Below are 14,665 nucleotides of genomic sequence, written 5' to 3'. Positions count from 1 at the left end.
TGCTTGCCGAAAACCCTGTAGGAGCAGGGGATGGGGTTTACAGCGCCACATGCATAAAACCTGGCGACTGCGCCAGCGCAAACGGACTGAACACTTGCCAGGCCTGCTCGCGCTGGAACCGGCCTTTGACGAACGCCGACATCGGCCCGCTCGCCTGATCTGCCGGCTCCAGGCTGTCCTGGGCAAAGTGTTGCAAGCCGAAGACTTCGTCGACCAGCAACCCGGCAAACACCTCGTTATGGTCCACCACCAGTACCCGCCGCTGCTTGCGCGGCGCCGAGACTTCGTGGCCAAAGAAACCGCACAAATCCATGACCGGCAGCAATCGCCCACGCAGGTTGGCGACCCCTTTGACCCAGGATTTGACGCCCGGCAACTGAGTGAAACGCGGTTCATGCAGGACTTCGCTGACTTCGCCCATCGGCGCGACGTACCAATCCTCGCCCATGCGAAAACCGATGCCGCTCCAACTGTCCTGGCGGGTCGGTTGCGACGGCAGGTCCGCCGCCAGCAGACGACAGCGCTGGTCGATCTGCAGCAGCAGTTCGAAAGCCGTCAGCGACTCGGTCATGGCCGGACGATCAACCGGCCAGTACGTTGTTGAGGGTTTTGATCAGGGTCTCTTCGTCGACGGGTTTGGTCAGGTAGTCCTTGGCGCCCTGGCGCGTGCCCCAGACCTTGTCGGTTTCCTGATCCTTGGTGGTGATGATAATCACCGGGATGTGCCCTGTGTCCGGGTCTTTGGTCAGCTGGCGGGTCGCCTGGAAACCGTTGAGGCCAGGCATGACGATGTCCATCAGCACGGCGTCAGGTTTTTCCTGACGGGCCAGGGCCACGCCGTCGGCGCCGTTCTCGGCTTTCAACACTTCGTGACCGTGCTTTTCCAGCATGCCGGTCAGTTTGTACATTTCGGTCGGCGAATCATCGACGATCAGAATACGTGCCATGGTCTTCCCCATTCTTGTCGACGCCGGGCCCGCTGGCCGAGCGTCACTGTGCGTGTCCTACTGCGGCAAAACGGCGGCGAAGCCCGGAACATGGGCCTGGATCGCGTTCAGCAGTTCTTCCTTGCTGAAAGGCTTGGTCAAAAACTGGTCGGAGCCGACGATGCGCCCCTTGGCCTTGTCGAACAGCCCGTCCTTGGACGACAGCATAATCACTGGCGTGGACTTGAACGCACTGTTGTTCTTGATTAAAGCGCAGGTCTGATAGCCATCCAGACGCGGCATCATGATGTCGACAAAGATGATGCCGGGATGATTATCGGCAATCTTGGCCAGCGCATCGAAACCGTCGATGGCCGTAATGACTTCACAACCCACATTCTTCAACAGCGTTTCGGCGGTGCGACGAATCGTCTTCGAATCGTCGATCACCATGACCTTCAAGGCGCTGGAATGCTGATCCATAAATGCTCTACCGTCGCCTTTGCGAAACAAATTGTCCGTTTGGTGGCTGGAAACCCTTGATGCTCAAGGGCCAGCACGGCATGGCAGCCTTTTTAGCACAGTCTCCAAATGCAATCTATCGGCCGGTCTTTGCGGTGGTTTTTCCTTGACCGGGAACACACTCAGCGCCACTCTGACGCCACTTTTTCATGTCCGTTCGGACCATCCATTTTCGAGGAAAAACCCATGAGCGTTCGCGTCGGGATTGTCATGGATCCTATTGCCAGCATTTCCTATAAAAAGGATAGCTCGCTGGCCATGCTGCTGGCCGCGCAGAAGCGCGGCTGGGAACTGTTCTATATGGAACAGGGTGATTTGTACCAGGCTGAAGGCCAGGCGCGAGCGCGGATGCGACCGCTGAAAGTCTTCGCCAACCCGCAAAAGTGGTTCGAACTGGAAGCCGAGACCGATGCGCTGCTGAGCGATCTGGACGTGATCCTCATGCGCAAGGATCCGCCGTTCGACATGGAGTTTGTGTACTCCACCTACCTGCTGGAGCAGGCCGAGCGCGATGGCGTGCTGGTGGTCAACAAACCGCAGAGCCTGCGTGACTGCAACGAAAAGCTGTTCGCCACGCTGTTCCCGCAGTGCACGCCGCCGACCATCGTCAGCCGTCGCCCTGATGTGCTGCGCGAATTCGCCGACCATCATGGCGATGTGATTCTCAAACCGCTGGACGGCATGGGCGGTTCCTCGATTTTCCGTCACACCGCCGGCCACCCGAACCTGTCGGTGATCCTCGAAACCCTGACCCTGCATGGCAAGCAGCAAATCATGATCCAGGGTTATCTGCCGGCCATCGTCGATGGCGACAAGCGCATCCTGATGATCGACGGCGAGCCCGTGGATTATTGCCTGGCGCGCATTCCTGCCGCTGGCGAAACCCGTGGCAACCTGGCGGCCGGCGGTCGTGGCGAAGCTCGCCCATTGACCGACAAGGACCGCTGGATCGCCGCACAAGTGGGCCCGACCCTGCGCGAGAAAGGCCTGCTGTTCGTGGGTCTGGACGTGATCGGCGAACATTTGACCGAAATCAACGTCACCAGCCCGACGTGCATTCGCGAGATTGATAATGCGTTCGGCACCGACATTGGTGGTCTGCTGATGGATGCGATACAGAAGCAGCTTCAAGTTGCGAGCCGCAAGCCTCAAGTTTGAAACGCACGCCGGCAGCTTGTCGCTTACTGCTTGAAGCTTGAAGCTAAAAACCAACATTGCGTTATCATGCCGAGCCCGTAAAAACGCGATGTTGGTTTTTCTGCCATGACACTCCCGTCCGATCTGCCCGCTGAACTCGCCCATCGTGGCGTGCGCCCGGCCGATCGCCTCGGTTTTACCCTGTTTCTTGCAGCGTTGATTCACCTGGCCTTGCTGTTGGGCGTCGGCTTTACGATGGTCGAGCCCAAACAGATCAGCAAAACCCTGGAAATCACCCTCGCCACCTTCAAAAGCGAAAAAAAGCCCGAGAAAGCTGATTTCCTCGCCCAGGAAAATCAGCAAGGCAGCGGCACCCTGGATAAAAAGGCCATCCCCAAGACCACCGAGGTCGCGCCGTTCCAGGACAACAAGGTACAAAAAGTCACGCCACCGCCCGCCGCCAAGCCTGAAGTGCAGGAAGCGCCGCCCAAGGCTGCCGTGACGACCATCGCACCGAAGCCGAAAAAAGCCCCGGCCAAGAACGAAGAGGTCAAACCTCAGACCAAAGCGGAAGTGGCCGCGCCGACGTTTGACAGTTCCCAGCTGTCCAGCGACATCGCCAGCCTCGAAGCGGAACTGGCCAACGAACAACAGCTGTATGCCAAACGCCCGCGCATCCACCGCTTGAGCGCGGCCTCGACCATGCGCGACAAAGGTGCCTGGTATAAGGATGAATGGCGCAAGAAGGTCGAGCGCATCGGCAACCTCAACTACCCCGATGAAGCTCGCCGCCAACAGATTTACGGCAATTTGCGCTTAATGGTCTCGATCAACCGCGATGGCTCGCTGTATGAAGTGTTGGTGCTGGAGTCGTCCGGGCAGCCGTTGCTGGATCAGGCGGCGCAGCGGATCGTCAGGCTCGCCGCGCCGTTTGCGCCGTTTACCGGGGACCTTTCGGACATCGACCGCCTGGAAATCATCCGCACGTGGAAGTTTGCGCGTGGGGACAGACTGTCCAGTAACTGACACGCCCGCTCCCACAGGAATCTGTGTTGTTAGCGGTTTTTTGCGGCATTTCCTATGCATCCCCAGCTTGTCAGTTTGCCCCTCCAACGCCACACTAGCGCTCATGAAGAACGTCAGCCCCAGCTACCTCAAGCATCACTTCCTGATCGCCATGCCTCACATGGCCGACCCGAACTTTGCGCACACCTTGACCTACATCGTCGAGCACACCGCCAATGGTGCCATGGGGTTGGTGATCAACCGCCCGCAAGACCTGAACCTGGCCGAGATCCTCGAGCAACTGCGCCCGGACATCGAGCCGCCAGCGCTGTGCCGGCATGTGCCGATTTTCATCGGCGGACCGGTGCAGACCGATCGTGGTTTTGTCCTGCATCCCAAGGGGCAGGGCTATCAGGCGACCGTTGATCTGGAAGACGATCTGTCCCTGTCCACTTCCCAGGACGTGCTGTTCGCCATTGCCGACGGCGTGGGTCCGGCGAAAAGCCTGATCGCCCTCGGTTACGCCGGCTGGGAAGCCGGGCAACTGGATGCCGAACTGGCGCAGAACGCCTGGCTGACCTGCCCGTACGACGCCGACATCCTGTTCAACACCAGCAGCGAACTGCGCCTGGAAGCGGCGGCCAAACATTTGGGCGTCAATCTCAGCCTGCTGACCAGTCAGGCGGGGCACGCCTGATGGCCCTGCGCCTGATCTTGGGTTTTGACTACGGCACCAAACAGATCGGCGTCGCGGTCGGCCAGGTGATTACCGGCCAGGCCCGCGAGCTGTGCACCTTGAAGGCGCAGAACGGCGTTCCCGACTGGAATCAGGTCGAAGCCCTGATCAAGGAGTGGAAACCCGACGCAGTGGTGGTCGGCCTGCCTTTGAACATGGACGGCACCCCGAGCGACATGTGCCTGCGCGCGGAAAAATTCGCCCGCCGCCTGAATGGCCGCTACAACCTGCCCTTCTATACCCACGATGAACGCCTGACCACGTTTGAAGCCAAAGGCGAGCGACGTGATCGCGGCGGGCAAAAAGGCAGTTACCGCGACAACCCGGTCGACGCCATCGCCGCCGCCCTGCTGCTGCAAGGCTGGCTCGACGAGAACAGCGCGCTGTTCGAATCCTGAAGCAATGAATCCTCAAGAGCCGCCGCAGGCGACTCTCTATAGCGACACCCCGAGCCACCCATCAAGCAGCACCCGGCTCGGGCCCAAGAAGGAGCAACCATGAGCCTGCCCAATCCCGCCGAACTGATCAGCCAGATGGCGATCCGTCTCAAGGCCCACCTGGAACACCGTGGCATCAGCGAACCGCGTTACATCGGTATCCGTACCGGCGGCGTCTGGGTCGCCCAGGCGTTGCTCGAAGAACTGGGCAGCGACTCGCCGCTCGGCACCCTGGACGTGTCCTTCTACCGTGACGACTTCAGCCAGAACGGCCTGCACCCACAAGTTCGCCCGTCGGCGCTGCCGTTCGAGATCGAAGGCCAGCACCTGGTGCTGATCGACGACGTGCTCATGAGCGGCCGGACCATCCGCGCCGCCATGAACGAACTGTTCGACTACGGCCGCCCGGCCAGCGTAACGCTGGTTTGCCTGCTGGACCTCGACGCCGGCGAGTTGCCGATCAGTCCGGATGTGGTTGGCGCGACGCTTTCGCTGGCCGCTCACGAACGGGTCAAGCTGTCCGGTCCCGAGCTCAAGCTTGAACTGCAAGACCTCGCCCTTTAATCCGCCCTATTGAGAGTCCCCCTCGCGATGACGCCTCTAGATACCAAGCGCCCGCTGCAGCTCAATGATCAGGGCCAGCTGCGCCACTTCCTCTCGCTCGACGGTTTGCGCCGCGAGTTGCTGACGGAAATCCTCGACACCGCCGACTCGTTCCTTGAAGTCGGTGCCCGGGCGGTGAAGAAAGTCCCGTTGCTGCGCGGCAAGACCGTGTGCAACGTGTTCTTCGAAAACTCCACCCGCACCCGCACCACCTTCGAACTGGCGGCCCAGCGGCTGTCGGCGGACGTGATCACCCTGAACGTGTCGACCTCGTCAGCCAGCAAGGGCGAAACCCTGCTCGACACCCTGCGCAACCTGGAAGCCATGGCCGCCGACATGTTTGTCGTGCGTCACGGTGACTCCGGCGCGGCGCACTTCATCGCCGAGCACGTCTGCCCGCAAGTGGCGATCATCAACGGCGGCGACGGCCGGCACGCGCACCCGACGCAGGGCATGCTCGACATGCTGACCATCCGTCGCCACAAGGGCGGCTTCGAAAACCTCTCGGTGGCCATCGTCGGCGACATCCTGCATTCGCGGGTGGCACGTTCGAACATGCTCGCGCTGAAAACCCTCGGTTGCCCGGACATTCGCGTGATCGCGCCGAAAACCCTGCTGCCGATCGGTATCGAGCAATACGGCGTGAAGGTCTACACCGACATGACCGAAGGCCTGAAAGACGTCGACGTGGTGATCATGCTGCGCCTGCAACGCGAGCGCATGGCCGGCGGCCTGTTGCCGAGCGAAGGCGAGTTCTACCGCCTGTTCGGCCTGACCACCGCACGCCTGGCCGGGGCCAAGCCGGATTGCATCGTCATGCACCCGGGGCCGATCAACCGTGGCGTGGAAATTGAGTCGGCGGTGGCCGACGGTCCGCACTCGGTGATCCTCAACCAGGTCACCTACGGTATTGCGATTCGTATGGCCGTGCTGTCGATGGCCATGAGCGGGCAGACTGCGCAACGTCAATTCGAGCAAGGCCAATTCGAGCAGGAGAACGCCCAGTGAAGCTCAGCATTCTCGGCGCACGCGTGATTGATCCAGCCTCTGGCCTGGATAAAGTGACTGACATCCACATTGAAGCCTGCAAGATCGTCGGCCTGGGCGCCGCGCCAGCCGGTTTTGTCGCGGTCGACACCCTTGACGCCCAAGGCCTGGTGGCCGCCCCCGGGCTGGTTGACCTGAACGTCGCCCTGCGCGAGCCGGGCTACAGCCGCAAAGGCTCGATCATCAGCGAAACCCGCGCCGCGGCCGCGGGTGGCGTGACCAGCCTGTGCTGCCCGCCGAAAACCAAACCGGTGCTGGACACCTCGGCCGTAGCCGAACTGATCCTCGACCGCGCCCGTGAAGCCGGCAACACCAAAGTCTTCCCGATTGGCGCCCTGAGCAAAGGCCTGGACGGCGAGCAACTGGCCGAGCTCGTTGCCCTGCGCGATGCCGGTTGCGTGGCCTTCGGCAACGGCCTGGACAGTTTCCGCAACACCCGCACCCTGTGCCGGGCGCTGGAATACGCAGCGACGTTCGACCTGACGGTGATTTTCAACTCGCAGGACCACGACCTGGCCGAAGGTGGCCTGGCCCATGAAGGTCCGACCGCGAGTTTCCTCGGTTTGCCGGGCATTCCGGAAACCGCTGAAACCGTGGCCCTGGCCCGTGACCTGTTGCTGGTCGAGCAAAGCGGCGTACGTGCGCACTTCAGCCAGCTCACCAGCGCTCGCGGTGTGGCCCTGATCGCCCAGGCCCAGGCCCGTGGGCTGCCGGTGACCGCCGACGTGGCGCTGTATCAGCTGATCCTGACCGATGAAGCCTTGATCGACTTCAGCAGCCTCTACCACGTCCAGCCGCCGCTGCGCACCCGCGCCGACCGCGACGGCCTGCGTGCGGCGGTGAAATCGGGGGTGATCTCGGCCATCTCCAGCCACCACCAACCGCATGAGCGCGACGCCAAACTGGCGCCGTTCGGCGCGACAGAGCCGGGCATCAGCAGTGTTGAGTTGCTGCTGCCGCTGGCAATGACGCTGGTGGAGGATGGTTTGCTGGACCTGCCGACGTTGCTGGCGCGGTTGAGTGCCGGGCCTGCCGAAGCGCTACGTTTGCCGGCCGGTAAGCTGGCAGTGGGTGGGCCGGCGGATATCGTGCTGTTCGACCCTGCAGCGTCGACCGTGGCGGGTGAAACCTGGCTGTCCAAGGGTGAGAACTGCCCGTTCATTGGGCATAGCCTGCCGGGTGTGGTGCGTTACACCTTGGTGGATGGGCGGATTAGCCACCAGGCGTAATACCGCGTCGCTGCAATCGTGAGCAGGCTTTGCTCCTACGGGATTGTGTATGAACACCCTGTAGGAGCATGGCTTGCCAGCGATGGCTTACTGGAAAGCGCCTCTGTTCTGGGCGTTACGCACCGAAACCTGGTCATTGAGCGTCCAGAAGTCATACAGCACCCCGACAAAGAACAACCCGCCCGTCACCAGGTACAGCAACCCGCTGATCCACTTCCCCTGATACATCCGGTGTACGCCGAACACCCCGAGAAACGTCAGCAGAATCCACGCCACGTTGTATTCGATCGGTCCCGCGGTGAACCGAAGGTCTGCTTCACGGTCCATTGCCGGAATCAGAAAAACGTCGATCAGCCAGCCAATTCCCAGCAAGCCAAGGGTGAAGAACCAGATCGTCCCGGTCACCGGCTTGCCGTAATAGAAGCGGTGAGCGCCGGTAAAACCGAAAATCCACAGCAGATATCCGATCACTTTGCTGTGCGTATCTTGATGCGCGGCGGACTGTTGATAGCTGTTCATGGAGCACCTCGATTCACACGATAGATAAATATTCTTTAAATCTTTGTGACTTTTTTACAGGTTGCCGACGTATGGCAAATGGTACCGTGATGTCCGTCAAAGCCTTATAGCACCTGACTTCTGTCCGACAATTGCGTCTATTTGCCGCTTGTTTGGTTCCATTGACCCCCAGGTTGAATCGACCAACGGCCTCGGAAGGACAAAAAAAGCTGTTATAAAGTTGCGCGTTCACCTATTCGAGCCCTGCCTAATGCGTCCATTTTTCAAGACATGGCTAACCATTTGCCTTTTGATGCCACTGGCCGCCCACGCCACCAATCGTGAGCAACGTCTTCCAAACGTTAATGGTTACACCCCAAAATCCCATGTTTCTGCTCCTTCGAGCAAAAACAAACAAAATACAAAACACTCGGCCCAGCTGAGCGACAACAGCAAGCTTGTTCCGCCGATGGCGAGCAAGACCAGCAGCAACGTGCTGAGCCGCGCTGTAAACGTCCTAGGTACTCCTTACCGTTGGGGCGGCAGCAGCCCAAGTAAAGGGTTCGACTGCAGTGGCCTGGTGAAATACGCGTTTAACGACGCCACGTTTGACCTGCCGCGCACCTCTAACGCCATGGCCAGTGGTCACGGCGAGAAAGTCGATCGCAGCGATTTGAAGCCGGGCGACCTGATTTTCTTCAACATCAAGAGTCGTCGGGTCAATCACGTTGCCATCTACCTGGGCAACGACCGCTTCATCCACGCGCCACGCCGTGGCAAGTCGGTGACCATCGACACGCTGAAAAAACCGTACTGGGAAAGCCACTACGTGGTTGCCAAGCGGGTCCTGCCGAAAGAGAAGAACACACTTCAGGTTGTTCAGCGCTGATCTGCTGACGCCTTCGCGGCTTTTGTGGCGAGGGAGCTTGCTCCCGCTGGAGTGCGCAGCGCTCCCCGTTTTTAGGTCTGCTTCGCAGCCCAGCGGGAGCAAGCTCCCTCGCCACAGGTCCGCGTTCACCCCTCAAAAGTTATCCGGTGACCGCGCCTTCTCCCGCGCCTGCTCGCGGCTGATCAAGCCTTTGGTCACCAAGTCCTTCAAGCACATATCCAGCGTCTGCATCCCCAGGTTCCCGCCGGTCTGAATCGACGAGTACATCTGTGCAACCTTGTCTTCGCGGATAAGGTTACGAATCGCCGACGTGCCGAGCATGATCTCGTGCGCCGCAATTCGCCCGCCGCCGATCTTCTTCACCAGCGACTGCGACACCACCGCCAGCAACGACTCTGACAGCATCGAGCGCACCATCGATTTCTCATCCCCCGGAAACACATCCACCACCCGGTCGATGGTTTTCGCCGCTGAGGTGGTGTGCAGCGTGCCAAACACCAGATGCCCTGTCTCGGCGGCGGTCAGCGCCAGGCGAATGGTCTCCAGGTCCCGCATCTCCCCCACCAGAATCACGTCCGGGTCCTCCCGCAGCGCCGAGCGTAGCGCCGTGGCGAAACTGCGCGTATCGCGATGCACTTCGCGCTGGTTGATCAGGCATTTGCGCGATTCGTGGACGAACTCGATCGGGTCTTCGATGGTGAGGATGTGGTGATGGCGATGGTTGTTCAGGTAATCGATCATCGCCGCCAACGTAGTGGACTTGCCGGAGCCGGTCGGCCCCGTCACCAGCACCAGCCCGCGTGGCGCGTCGGTGATTTTGCGAAATACCTCACCCATGCCGAGGTCGTCCATGCTCAGGACTTTTGACGGAATGGTCCGGAACACTGCGCCTGCGCCACGATTCTGGTTAAAGGCGTTAACCCGAAAACGCGCCACGCCGGGCACTTCAAAGGAAAAATCGGTTTCCAGGTGTTTCTCGAAGTCCACCCGCTGGGTGTCGTTCATGATGTCGTAGATCAGCGCCTGCACCTGTTTATGGTCGAGGGCCGGCAGGTTGATGCGTCGCACGTCGCCATCGACACGGATCATCGGTGGCAGGCCGGCGGACAAGTGCAGGTCGGATGCGCCCTGTTTAGCGCTGAAAGCCAGCAGTTCAGTGATATCCATAGCGCCCCTCAATTCCAGTAGAATGCCGCGAACCTTCAGACCGCTGGCGCACATTGAATGTCCACGATAGCAGACAACATTGCTCAGGTTAGTTCACGCATCCGTGCCGCCGCCCTGGCCGCCCAGCGCGATGAGCACAGCGTTCAGCTCCTGGCCGTGAGCAAGACCAAACCCGCCCAAGCCCTGCGCGAAGCGTACGCCGCCGGCCTGCGTGACTTTGGCGAGAACTACCTGCAGGAGGCTTTGGGCAAACAGCTCGAACTGGCCGACCTGCCCTTGATCTGGCACTTCATCGGCCCCATTCAATCGAACAAGACTCGCGCTATCGCCGAGCACTTCGCCTGGGTGCATTCCGTGGATCGATTGAAAATCGCACAACGCCTGTCCGAACAACGTCCTGCCGATCTGCCGCCCCTGAACATCTGCATCCAGGTCAACGTCAGCGGTGAAGCCAGCAAATCCGGCTGCACCCCGGCCGACCTGCCGGCCCTGGCCAAGGCCATCAGCGAATTGCCGCGCCTCAATTTGCGCGGGCTGATGGCGATTCCCGAGCCGACGGATGATCGTGCCGAACAGGATGCCGCTTTTGCTGCCGTACAACGCCTGCAAGCCAGCCTGGATCTGCCGCTGGACACACTTTCCATGGGCATGAGCCATGACCTCGAGTCGGCCATCGCCATGGGCGCCACATGGGTCCGCATCGGTACGGCCCTGTTTGGCGCCCGCGACTACGGTCAACCATGAACAATGGCCGACTCTTCTATTTATAAGGACCTGACATGAGCAAAACCCGTATTGCCTTTATCGGTGCCGGCAACATGGCCGCCAGCCTGATCGGCGGCCTGCGCGCCAAAGGTCTGGACGCCTCGCAAATCCGCGCCAGCGATCCGGGTGCAGAAACCCGCGCCAAGGTGGCCGCCGAACACGGCATCGAAGTCTTCGCTGACAACGCTGACGCCATCCAGGACGCCGATGTCGTCGTATTGGCGGTCAAACCTCAGGCGATGAAAGCCGTGTGCGAAGCGATTCGCCCGAGCCTCAAGCCGAATCAACTGGTGGTATCGATTGCCGCAGGCATCACCTGCGCCAGCATGAACAACTGGCTCGGCGCCCAGCCGATCGTACGCTGCATGCCCAACACCCCGGCGCTGCTGCGTCAGGGCGTGAGCGGTTTGTATGCCACCGCCGAAGTGAACGCCGATCAACGCCAGCAAGCTCAAGAACTGCTCTCGGCCGTGGGCATCGCCCTGTGGCTGAACGAAGAGCAGCAACTGGACGCAGTCACCGCGGTGTCCGGTTCCGGCCCGGCGTACTTCTTCCTGCTGATCGAAGCCATGACCGCCGCCGGCGTGAAACTTGGCCTGCCAGCAGACATCGCCGCACAACTGACCCTGCAAACCGCGCTGGGCGCCGCGCACATGGCGGTTGCCAGCGATGTCGATGCCGCCGAACTGCGTCGTCGTGTCACGTCGCCTGCGGGCACCACGGAAGCTGCGATCAAGTCGTTCCAGGCCGGTGGCTTTGAAGCCCTGGTCGAAACAGCACTCGGCGCCGCCGCGCATCGCTCGGCCGAGATGGCTGAGCAGCTCGGTCGCTAATCAGCTCTTACAAAGGAATCAACGATGCTCGGACTCAATGACGCTGCCATTTTCATCATTAAAACCCTTGGCAGCCTGTACCTGCTGATCGTACTGATGCGTTTCATCCTGCAACTGGTTCGGGCGAACTTCTACAACCCGCTCTGCCAGTTCATCGTCAAGGCCACGCAACCGCTGCTCAAGCCGCTGCGTCGGGTGATCCCGAGCATGTTCGGGCTCGATATGTCGTCGCTGGTGCTGGCGCTGATCATCCAGATGCTGCTGATCGCCGTCATCCTCGCGCTCAAAGGCTTCATGGTCGACTGGCTGCTGTTGGTGCCATGGGCCCTGATTGCGCTGTTCTCGCTGTTTTTGAACATACTGTTCTACGCCATGATCATCAGCGTCATCCTGTCCTGGGTCGCCCCGGGCAGCCATAACCCTGGCGCCGAGCTGGTCGCGCAGATTACTGAACCGGTGCTCGCGCCGTTCCGCCGGATCATCCCGAACCTGGGCGGTCTCGACATCTCGCCGATCTTCGCCTTCATCGTGATCCAACTGCTGCAAAGCTGGCTGATCCCGCGCCTGGCGTACTTTGCCTTCATGCCGCAGGGGCTGCTCGGCCTGATCTGATGAGCTACTTTCGCTGGGAAGGTGACGACCTGATTCTGGAGTGTCACCTGCAACCGGCGGCCCGCAGCGATGATTTCTGCGGGCTGCACGGCGATCGCCTGAAGATCCGCCTGACCGCGCCGCCGGTTGAAGGCAAGGCCAATGCGTATCTGATGGCGTTTTTGGCCAAGGCGTTTGGTGTGTCCAAGAGCCAGGTCAGTTTGATCAGCGGTGAGTTGAACCGGCAGAAACGGGTGCGGATTTGTTCGCCGAAGAAACTGCCGGAGTTGCCTGATCTGGTGCGTCCGGCGGACTGACCGCGTCATCGTTCATCGCGGGCAAGCCACGCTCCCACAGGGGATCGCATTCCATTGTGGGAGCGTGGCTTGCCCGCGATGGCCGTGCCTCGGTCTGACAGGGAAAATCAGCTCAGCCCTTTGCTTGCCGCTAACCCCACCGGTCTTTAGACTTACGCCTCATTTCAACGAGAGCAGGGTCGATGCCAACTGCCTTTCCCCCCGATTCTGTTGGTCTGGTGACGCCGCAAGTGGCGCACTTCAGCGACCCCCTGGCCCTGGCCTGCGGGCGTTCGCTTCCAGCCTATGACCTGATCTACGAAACCTACGGCACGCTGAATGCCACGGCGAGCAACGCCGTGCTGATTTGCCATGCGTTGTCCGGTCACCATCACGCTGCCGGTTTTCACAGCGCCGACGACCGTAAACCCGGTTGGTGGGACAGCTGCATCGGTCCCGGCAAGCCGATCGACACCACCAAATTCTTCGTGGTCAGCCTGAACAACCTCGGCGGTTGCAACGGTTCCACGGGCCCGAGCAGCATCAATCCGGAAACCGGCAAGCCGTTTGGCGCCGATTTCCCGGTGCTGACCGTGGAAGACTGGGTGCACAGCCAGGCGCGACTGGCCGACCGTATCGGCATCAGCCAATGGGCGGCGGTGATTGGCGGCAGCCTCGGCGGCATGCAGGCGATGCAATGGAGCATTACCTACCCGGAACGCATTCGCCACTGCCTGGCCATCGCCTCGGCACCCAAGCTGTCGGCGCAGAACATCGCCTTCAATGAAGTGGCACGCCAGGCCATCCTCACCGACCCCGATTTCCACGGCGGCTCGTTTCAGGAAGCGGGCGTGATCCCCAAGCGCGGCTTGATGCTGGCGCGGATGGTCGGGCACATCACTTACCTGTCCGACGATTCCATGGGTGAAAAATTCGGTCGTGGCCTCAAGAGTGAGAAGCTCAACTATGACTTCCACAGCGTCGAGTTCCAGGTCGAAAGCTACCTGCGTTATCAGGGTGAAGAGTTCTCCGGGCGTTTCGACGCCAACACCTACCTGCTGATGACCAAGGCGCTGGACTACTTCGACCCGGCAGCGAACTTCGACGATGACCTGGCGAAAACTTTCGCCAACGCCCAGGCCAAGTTCTGCGTGATGTCCTTCACCACGGACTGGCGCTTCTCCCCTGCCCGCTCGCGGGAACTGGTGGATGCGCTGATGGCGGCCAAGAAAGACGTCTGCTACCTCGAGATCGACGCTCCGCAAGGCCACGACGCCTTCCTGATTCCGATCCCGCGTTATTTGCAGGCGTTCAGCAACTACATGAACCGAATCAAGTTGTGAGAAAGCCATGAGAGCTGATCTGGAAATCATCCAGGAATGGATCCCCGCTGGCAGTCGCGTGCTCGACCTCGGCTGCGGTGATGGCGAACTGCTGACCTGGCTGCGCGACAACAAGCAAGTCACCGGTTACGGCCTGGAAAACGACCCGGACAACATCGCCGAGTGCGTGGCCAAGGGCATCAACGTCATCGAGCAGGACCTGGACAAGGGCCTTGGCAACTTTGCCAGCAACAGCTTCGACATCGTGGTCATGACCCAGGCGCTGCAAGCTGTGCATTACCCGGACAAGATCCTCGACGAAATGCTGCGGGTCGGCCGCCAGTGCATCATCACCTTCCCCAACTTCGGTCACTGGCGCTGCCGCTGGTACCTGGCGAGCAAGGGCCGGATGCCGGTTTCCGAGTTTCTGCCGTACACCTGGTACAACACGCCGAACATCCACTTCTGCACTTTTGAAGACTTTGAGGCGTTGTGTCGCGAACGTGAAGCCAAGGTCATTGATCGGCTTGCCGTGGATCAACAGCATCGGCACGGGTGGGCCAGTAAGCTATGGCCTAATCTGTTAGGTGAGATCGGTATTTACCGCGTCAGCAGCCCCGGGCTGCAGGATCACAAGGTCGCGGTCTGAACCACGACATTCC

General features: G+C 60.6%; 19 protein-coding genes. 14 read left to right on the top strand and 5 right to left on the bottom strand.

All coding sequences use genetic code 11. The annotated features are described in order from the left end of the window. Positions 1-37: 37 nt before the first annotated feature. The 3 genes from D882_RS0129635 to pilG are packed head-to-tail and all read right to left on the bottom strand — an operon-like array spanning position 38 to position 1,409. Positions 38-571: a chemotaxis protein CheW gene (locus D882_RS0129635; RefSeq protein WP_027926575.1), complete on the bottom strand. Its 534-nt coding sequence runs from the start codon at positions 569-571 to the stop codon at positions 38-40. Between the two features lie 10 nt (positions 572-581). Continuing rightward, entirely contained in the window at positions 582-947 is a 366-nt protein-coding gene (gene pilH / locus D882_RS0129630; protein ID WP_027926574.1) for a twitching motility response regulator PilH, read from the bottom strand. Positions 948-1,004: 57 nt separating this feature from the next. Next, positions 1,005-1,409: a twitching motility response regulator PilG gene (gene pilG, locus D882_RS0129625; RefSeq protein WP_027926573.1), complete on the bottom strand. Its 405-nt coding sequence runs from the start codon at positions 1,407-1,409 to the stop codon at positions 1,005-1,007. 225 nt (positions 1,410-1,634) lie between these two features. Between pilG and gshB the strand changes: the two genes are divergently transcribed. The 7 genes from gshB (at position 1,635) to D882_RS0129590 (ending at position 7,642) form a co-directional block, all read left to right on the top strand. Further along, positions 1,635-2,606, top strand: coding sequence for a glutathione synthase (gene gshB / locus D882_RS0129620; protein ID WP_027926572.1), 972 nt, complete (start codon positions 1,635-1,637; stop codon positions 2,604-2,606). A 105-nt stretch (positions 2,607-2,711) separates the two neighbouring features. Then, entirely contained in the window at positions 2,712-3,611 is a 900-nt protein-coding gene (locus D882_RS0129615) for an energy transducer TonB (RefSeq protein WP_027926571.1), read from the top strand. A gap of 103 nt (positions 3,612-3,714) precedes the next feature. Continuing rightward, on the top strand, positions 3,715-4,287 hold the full coding sequence (locus tag D882_RS0129610; RefSeq protein ID WP_027926570.1) for a YqgE/AlgH family protein: 573 nt from the start codon (positions 3,715-3,717) through the stop codon (positions 4,285-4,287). Next, the gene (gene ruvX / locus D882_RS0129605; RefSeq protein WP_007945492.1) at positions 4,287-4,724 is read left to right on the top strand and encodes a Holliday junction resolvase RuvX; all 438 of its coding nucleotides are present in this window, start codon (positions 4,287-4,289) and stop codon (positions 4,722-4,724) included. The genes D882_RS0129610 and ruvX overlap by 1 nt, the downstream gene beginning before the upstream one ends. A 99-nt stretch (positions 4,725-4,823) precedes the next feature. Then, positions 4,824-5,327: a bifunctional pyr operon transcriptional regulator/uracil phosphoribosyltransferase PyrR gene (gene pyrR, locus D882_RS0129600; RefSeq protein WP_027926569.1), complete on the top strand. Its 504-nt coding sequence runs from the start codon at positions 4,824-4,826 to the stop codon at positions 5,325-5,327. Positions 5,328-5,354: 27 nt separating this feature from the next. Continuing rightward, on the top strand, positions 5,355-6,374 hold the full coding sequence (locus tag D882_RS0129595; RefSeq protein WP_027926568.1) for an aspartate carbamoyltransferase catalytic subunit: 1,020 nt from the start codon (positions 5,355-5,357) through the stop codon (positions 6,372-6,374). Beyond that, a complete protein-coding gene (locus tag D882_RS0129590) occupies positions 6,371-7,642 on the top strand; it encodes a dihydroorotase (RefSeq protein WP_027926567.1) in 1,272 nt (423 codons plus the stop codon). The genes D882_RS0129595 and D882_RS0129590 overlap by 4 nt, the downstream gene beginning before the upstream one ends. A gap of 87 nt (positions 7,643-7,729) precedes the next feature. Here the strand turns inward: D882_RS0129590 and D882_RS0129585 are convergent, their stop codons facing one another. Beyond that, positions 7,730-8,161 (bottom strand): TM2 domain-containing protein, encoded by a 432-nt coding sequence (locus D882_RS0129585; protein ID WP_027926566.1) that lies wholly within the window; start codon positions 8,159-8,161, stop codon positions 7,730-7,732. A gap of 250 nt (positions 8,162-8,411) precedes the next feature. Between D882_RS0129585 and D882_RS0129580 the strand changes: the two genes are divergently transcribed. Beyond that, entirely contained in the window at positions 8,412-9,029 is a 618-nt protein-coding gene (locus D882_RS0129580) for a C40 family peptidase (protein ID WP_027926565.1), read from the top strand. A 132-nt stretch (positions 9,030-9,161) separates the two neighbouring features. Here D882_RS0129580 and D882_RS0129575 read toward each other — a convergent pair whose 3' ends face one another. Further along, positions 9,162-10,196, bottom strand: a complete 1,035-nt coding sequence (locus D882_RS0129575) for a type IV pilus twitching motility protein PilT (RefSeq protein WP_027926564.1) — start codon at positions 10,194-10,196, stop codon at positions 9,162-9,164. Between the two features lie 57 nt (positions 10,197-10,253). Here D882_RS0129575 and D882_RS0129570 point away from each other — a divergent pair, with 57 nt between their 5' ends. From D882_RS0129570 to metW, 6 genes are all read left to right on the top strand, one after another. Beyond that, positions 10,254-10,940, top strand: a complete 687-nt coding sequence (locus tag D882_RS0129570) for a YggS family pyridoxal phosphate-dependent enzyme (protein WP_027926563.1) — start codon at positions 10,254-10,256, stop codon at positions 10,938-10,940. A gap of 35 nt (positions 10,941-10,975) precedes the next feature. Next, on the top strand, positions 10,976-11,794 hold the full coding sequence (gene proC, locus D882_RS0129565; RefSeq protein WP_027926562.1) for a pyrroline-5-carboxylate reductase: 819 nt from the start codon (positions 10,976-10,978) through the stop codon (positions 11,792-11,794). 24 nt (positions 11,795-11,818) lie between these two features. After that, complete coding sequence (locus D882_RS0129560; protein ID WP_027926561.1) at positions 11,819-12,406, top strand: YggT family protein; 588 nt, start codon at positions 11,819-11,821, stop codon at positions 12,404-12,406. Then, complete coding sequence (locus tag D882_RS0129555) at positions 12,406-12,702, top strand: DUF167 domain-containing protein (protein WP_027926560.1); 297 nt, start codon at positions 12,406-12,408, stop codon at positions 12,700-12,702. The genes D882_RS0129560 and D882_RS0129555 overlap by 1 nt, the downstream gene beginning before the upstream one ends. A 182-nt stretch (positions 12,703-12,884) precedes the next feature. Continuing rightward, on the top strand, positions 12,885-14,024 hold the full coding sequence (locus D882_RS0129550) for a homoserine O-acetyltransferase (RefSeq protein ID WP_027926559.1): 1,140 nt from the start codon (positions 12,885-12,887) through the stop codon (positions 14,022-14,024). A gap of 7 nt (positions 14,025-14,031) precedes the next feature. Further along, a complete protein-coding gene (metW, locus tag D882_RS0129545; protein WP_027926558.1) occupies positions 14,032-14,652 on the top strand; it encodes a methionine biosynthesis protein MetW in 621 nt (206 codons plus the stop codon). The last annotated feature ends 13 nt before the right edge of the window (positions 14,653-14,665 follow it).

The sequence above is a fragment of the Pseudomonas sp. URMO17WK12:I12 genome (assembly GCF_000514395.1).
In the GTDB taxonomy this organism is placed as follows: domain Bacteria; phylum Pseudomonadota; class Gammaproteobacteria; order Pseudomonadales; family Pseudomonadaceae; genus Aquipseudomonas; species Aquipseudomonas mucoides.
This window is presented reverse-complemented; position numbering and strand designations above follow the sequence as displayed.

Excerpts from the sequence above, each read along its gene's own strand:
- D882_RS0129580 (WP_027926565.1), top strand. The coding sequence starts at position 8,412 with ATGCGTCCATTTTTCAAGACATGGCTAACCATTTGCCTTTTGATGCCA.
- D882_RS0129595 (WP_027926568.1), top strand. The coding sequence starts at position 5,355 with ATGACGCCTCTAGATACCAAGCGCCCGCTGCAGCTCAATGATCAGGGC.
- D882_RS0129550 (WP_027926559.1), top strand. The coding sequence starts at position 12,885 with ATGCCAACTGCCTTTCCCCCCGATTCTGTTGGTCTGGTGACGCCGCAA.
- D882_RS0129575 (WP_027926564.1), bottom strand. The coding sequence starts at position 10,196 with ATGGATATCACTGAACTGCTGGCTTTCAGCGCTAAACAGGGCGCATCC.
- D882_RS0129560 (WP_027926561.1), top strand. The coding sequence starts at position 11,819 with ATGCTCGGACTCAATGACGCTGCCATTTTCATCATTAAAACCCTTGGC.
- gshB (WP_027926572.1), top strand. The coding sequence starts at position 1,635 with ATGAGCGTTCGCGTCGGGATTGTCATGGATCCTATTGCCAGCATTTCC.
- D882_RS0129615 (WP_027926571.1), top strand. The coding sequence starts at position 2,712 with ATGACACTCCCGTCCGATCTGCCCGCTGAACTCGCCCATCGTGGCGTG.
- pilG (WP_027926573.1), bottom strand. The coding sequence starts at position 1,409 with ATGGATCAGCATTCCAGCGCCTTGAAGGTCATGGTGATCGACGATTCG.
- D882_RS0129570 (WP_027926563.1), top strand. The coding sequence starts at position 10,254 with ATGTCCACGATAGCAGACAACATTGCTCAGGTTAGTTCACGCATCCGT.
- D882_RS0129635 (WP_027926575.1), bottom strand. The coding sequence starts at position 571 with ATGACCGAGTCGCTGACGGCTTTCGAACTGCTGCTGCAGATCGACCAG.
- D882_RS0129555 (WP_027926560.1), top strand. The coding sequence starts at position 12,406 with ATGAGCTACTTTCGCTGGGAAGGTGACGACCTGATTCTGGAGTGTCAC.
- ruvX (WP_007945492.1), top strand. The coding sequence starts at position 4,287 with ATGGCCCTGCGCCTGATCTTGGGTTTTGACTACGGCACCAAACAGATC.
- D882_RS0129585 (WP_027926566.1), bottom strand. The coding sequence starts at position 8,161 with ATGAACAGCTATCAACAGTCCGCCGCGCATCAAGATACGCACAGCAAA.
- pyrR (WP_027926569.1), top strand. The coding sequence starts at position 4,824 with ATGAGCCTGCCCAATCCCGCCGAACTGATCAGCCAGATGGCGATCCGT.
- pilH (WP_027926574.1), bottom strand. The coding sequence starts at position 947 with ATGGCACGTATTCTGATCGTCGATGATTCGCCGACCGAAATGTACAAA.
- D882_RS0129610 (WP_027926570.1), top strand. The coding sequence starts at position 3,715 with ATGAAGAACGTCAGCCCCAGCTACCTCAAGCATCACTTCCTGATCGCC.
- metW (WP_027926558.1), top strand. The coding sequence starts at position 14,032 with ATGAGAGCTGATCTGGAAATCATCCAGGAATGGATCCCCGCTGGCAGT.
- proC (WP_027926562.1), top strand. The coding sequence starts at position 10,976 with ATGAGCAAAACCCGTATTGCCTTTATCGGTGCCGGCAACATGGCCGCC.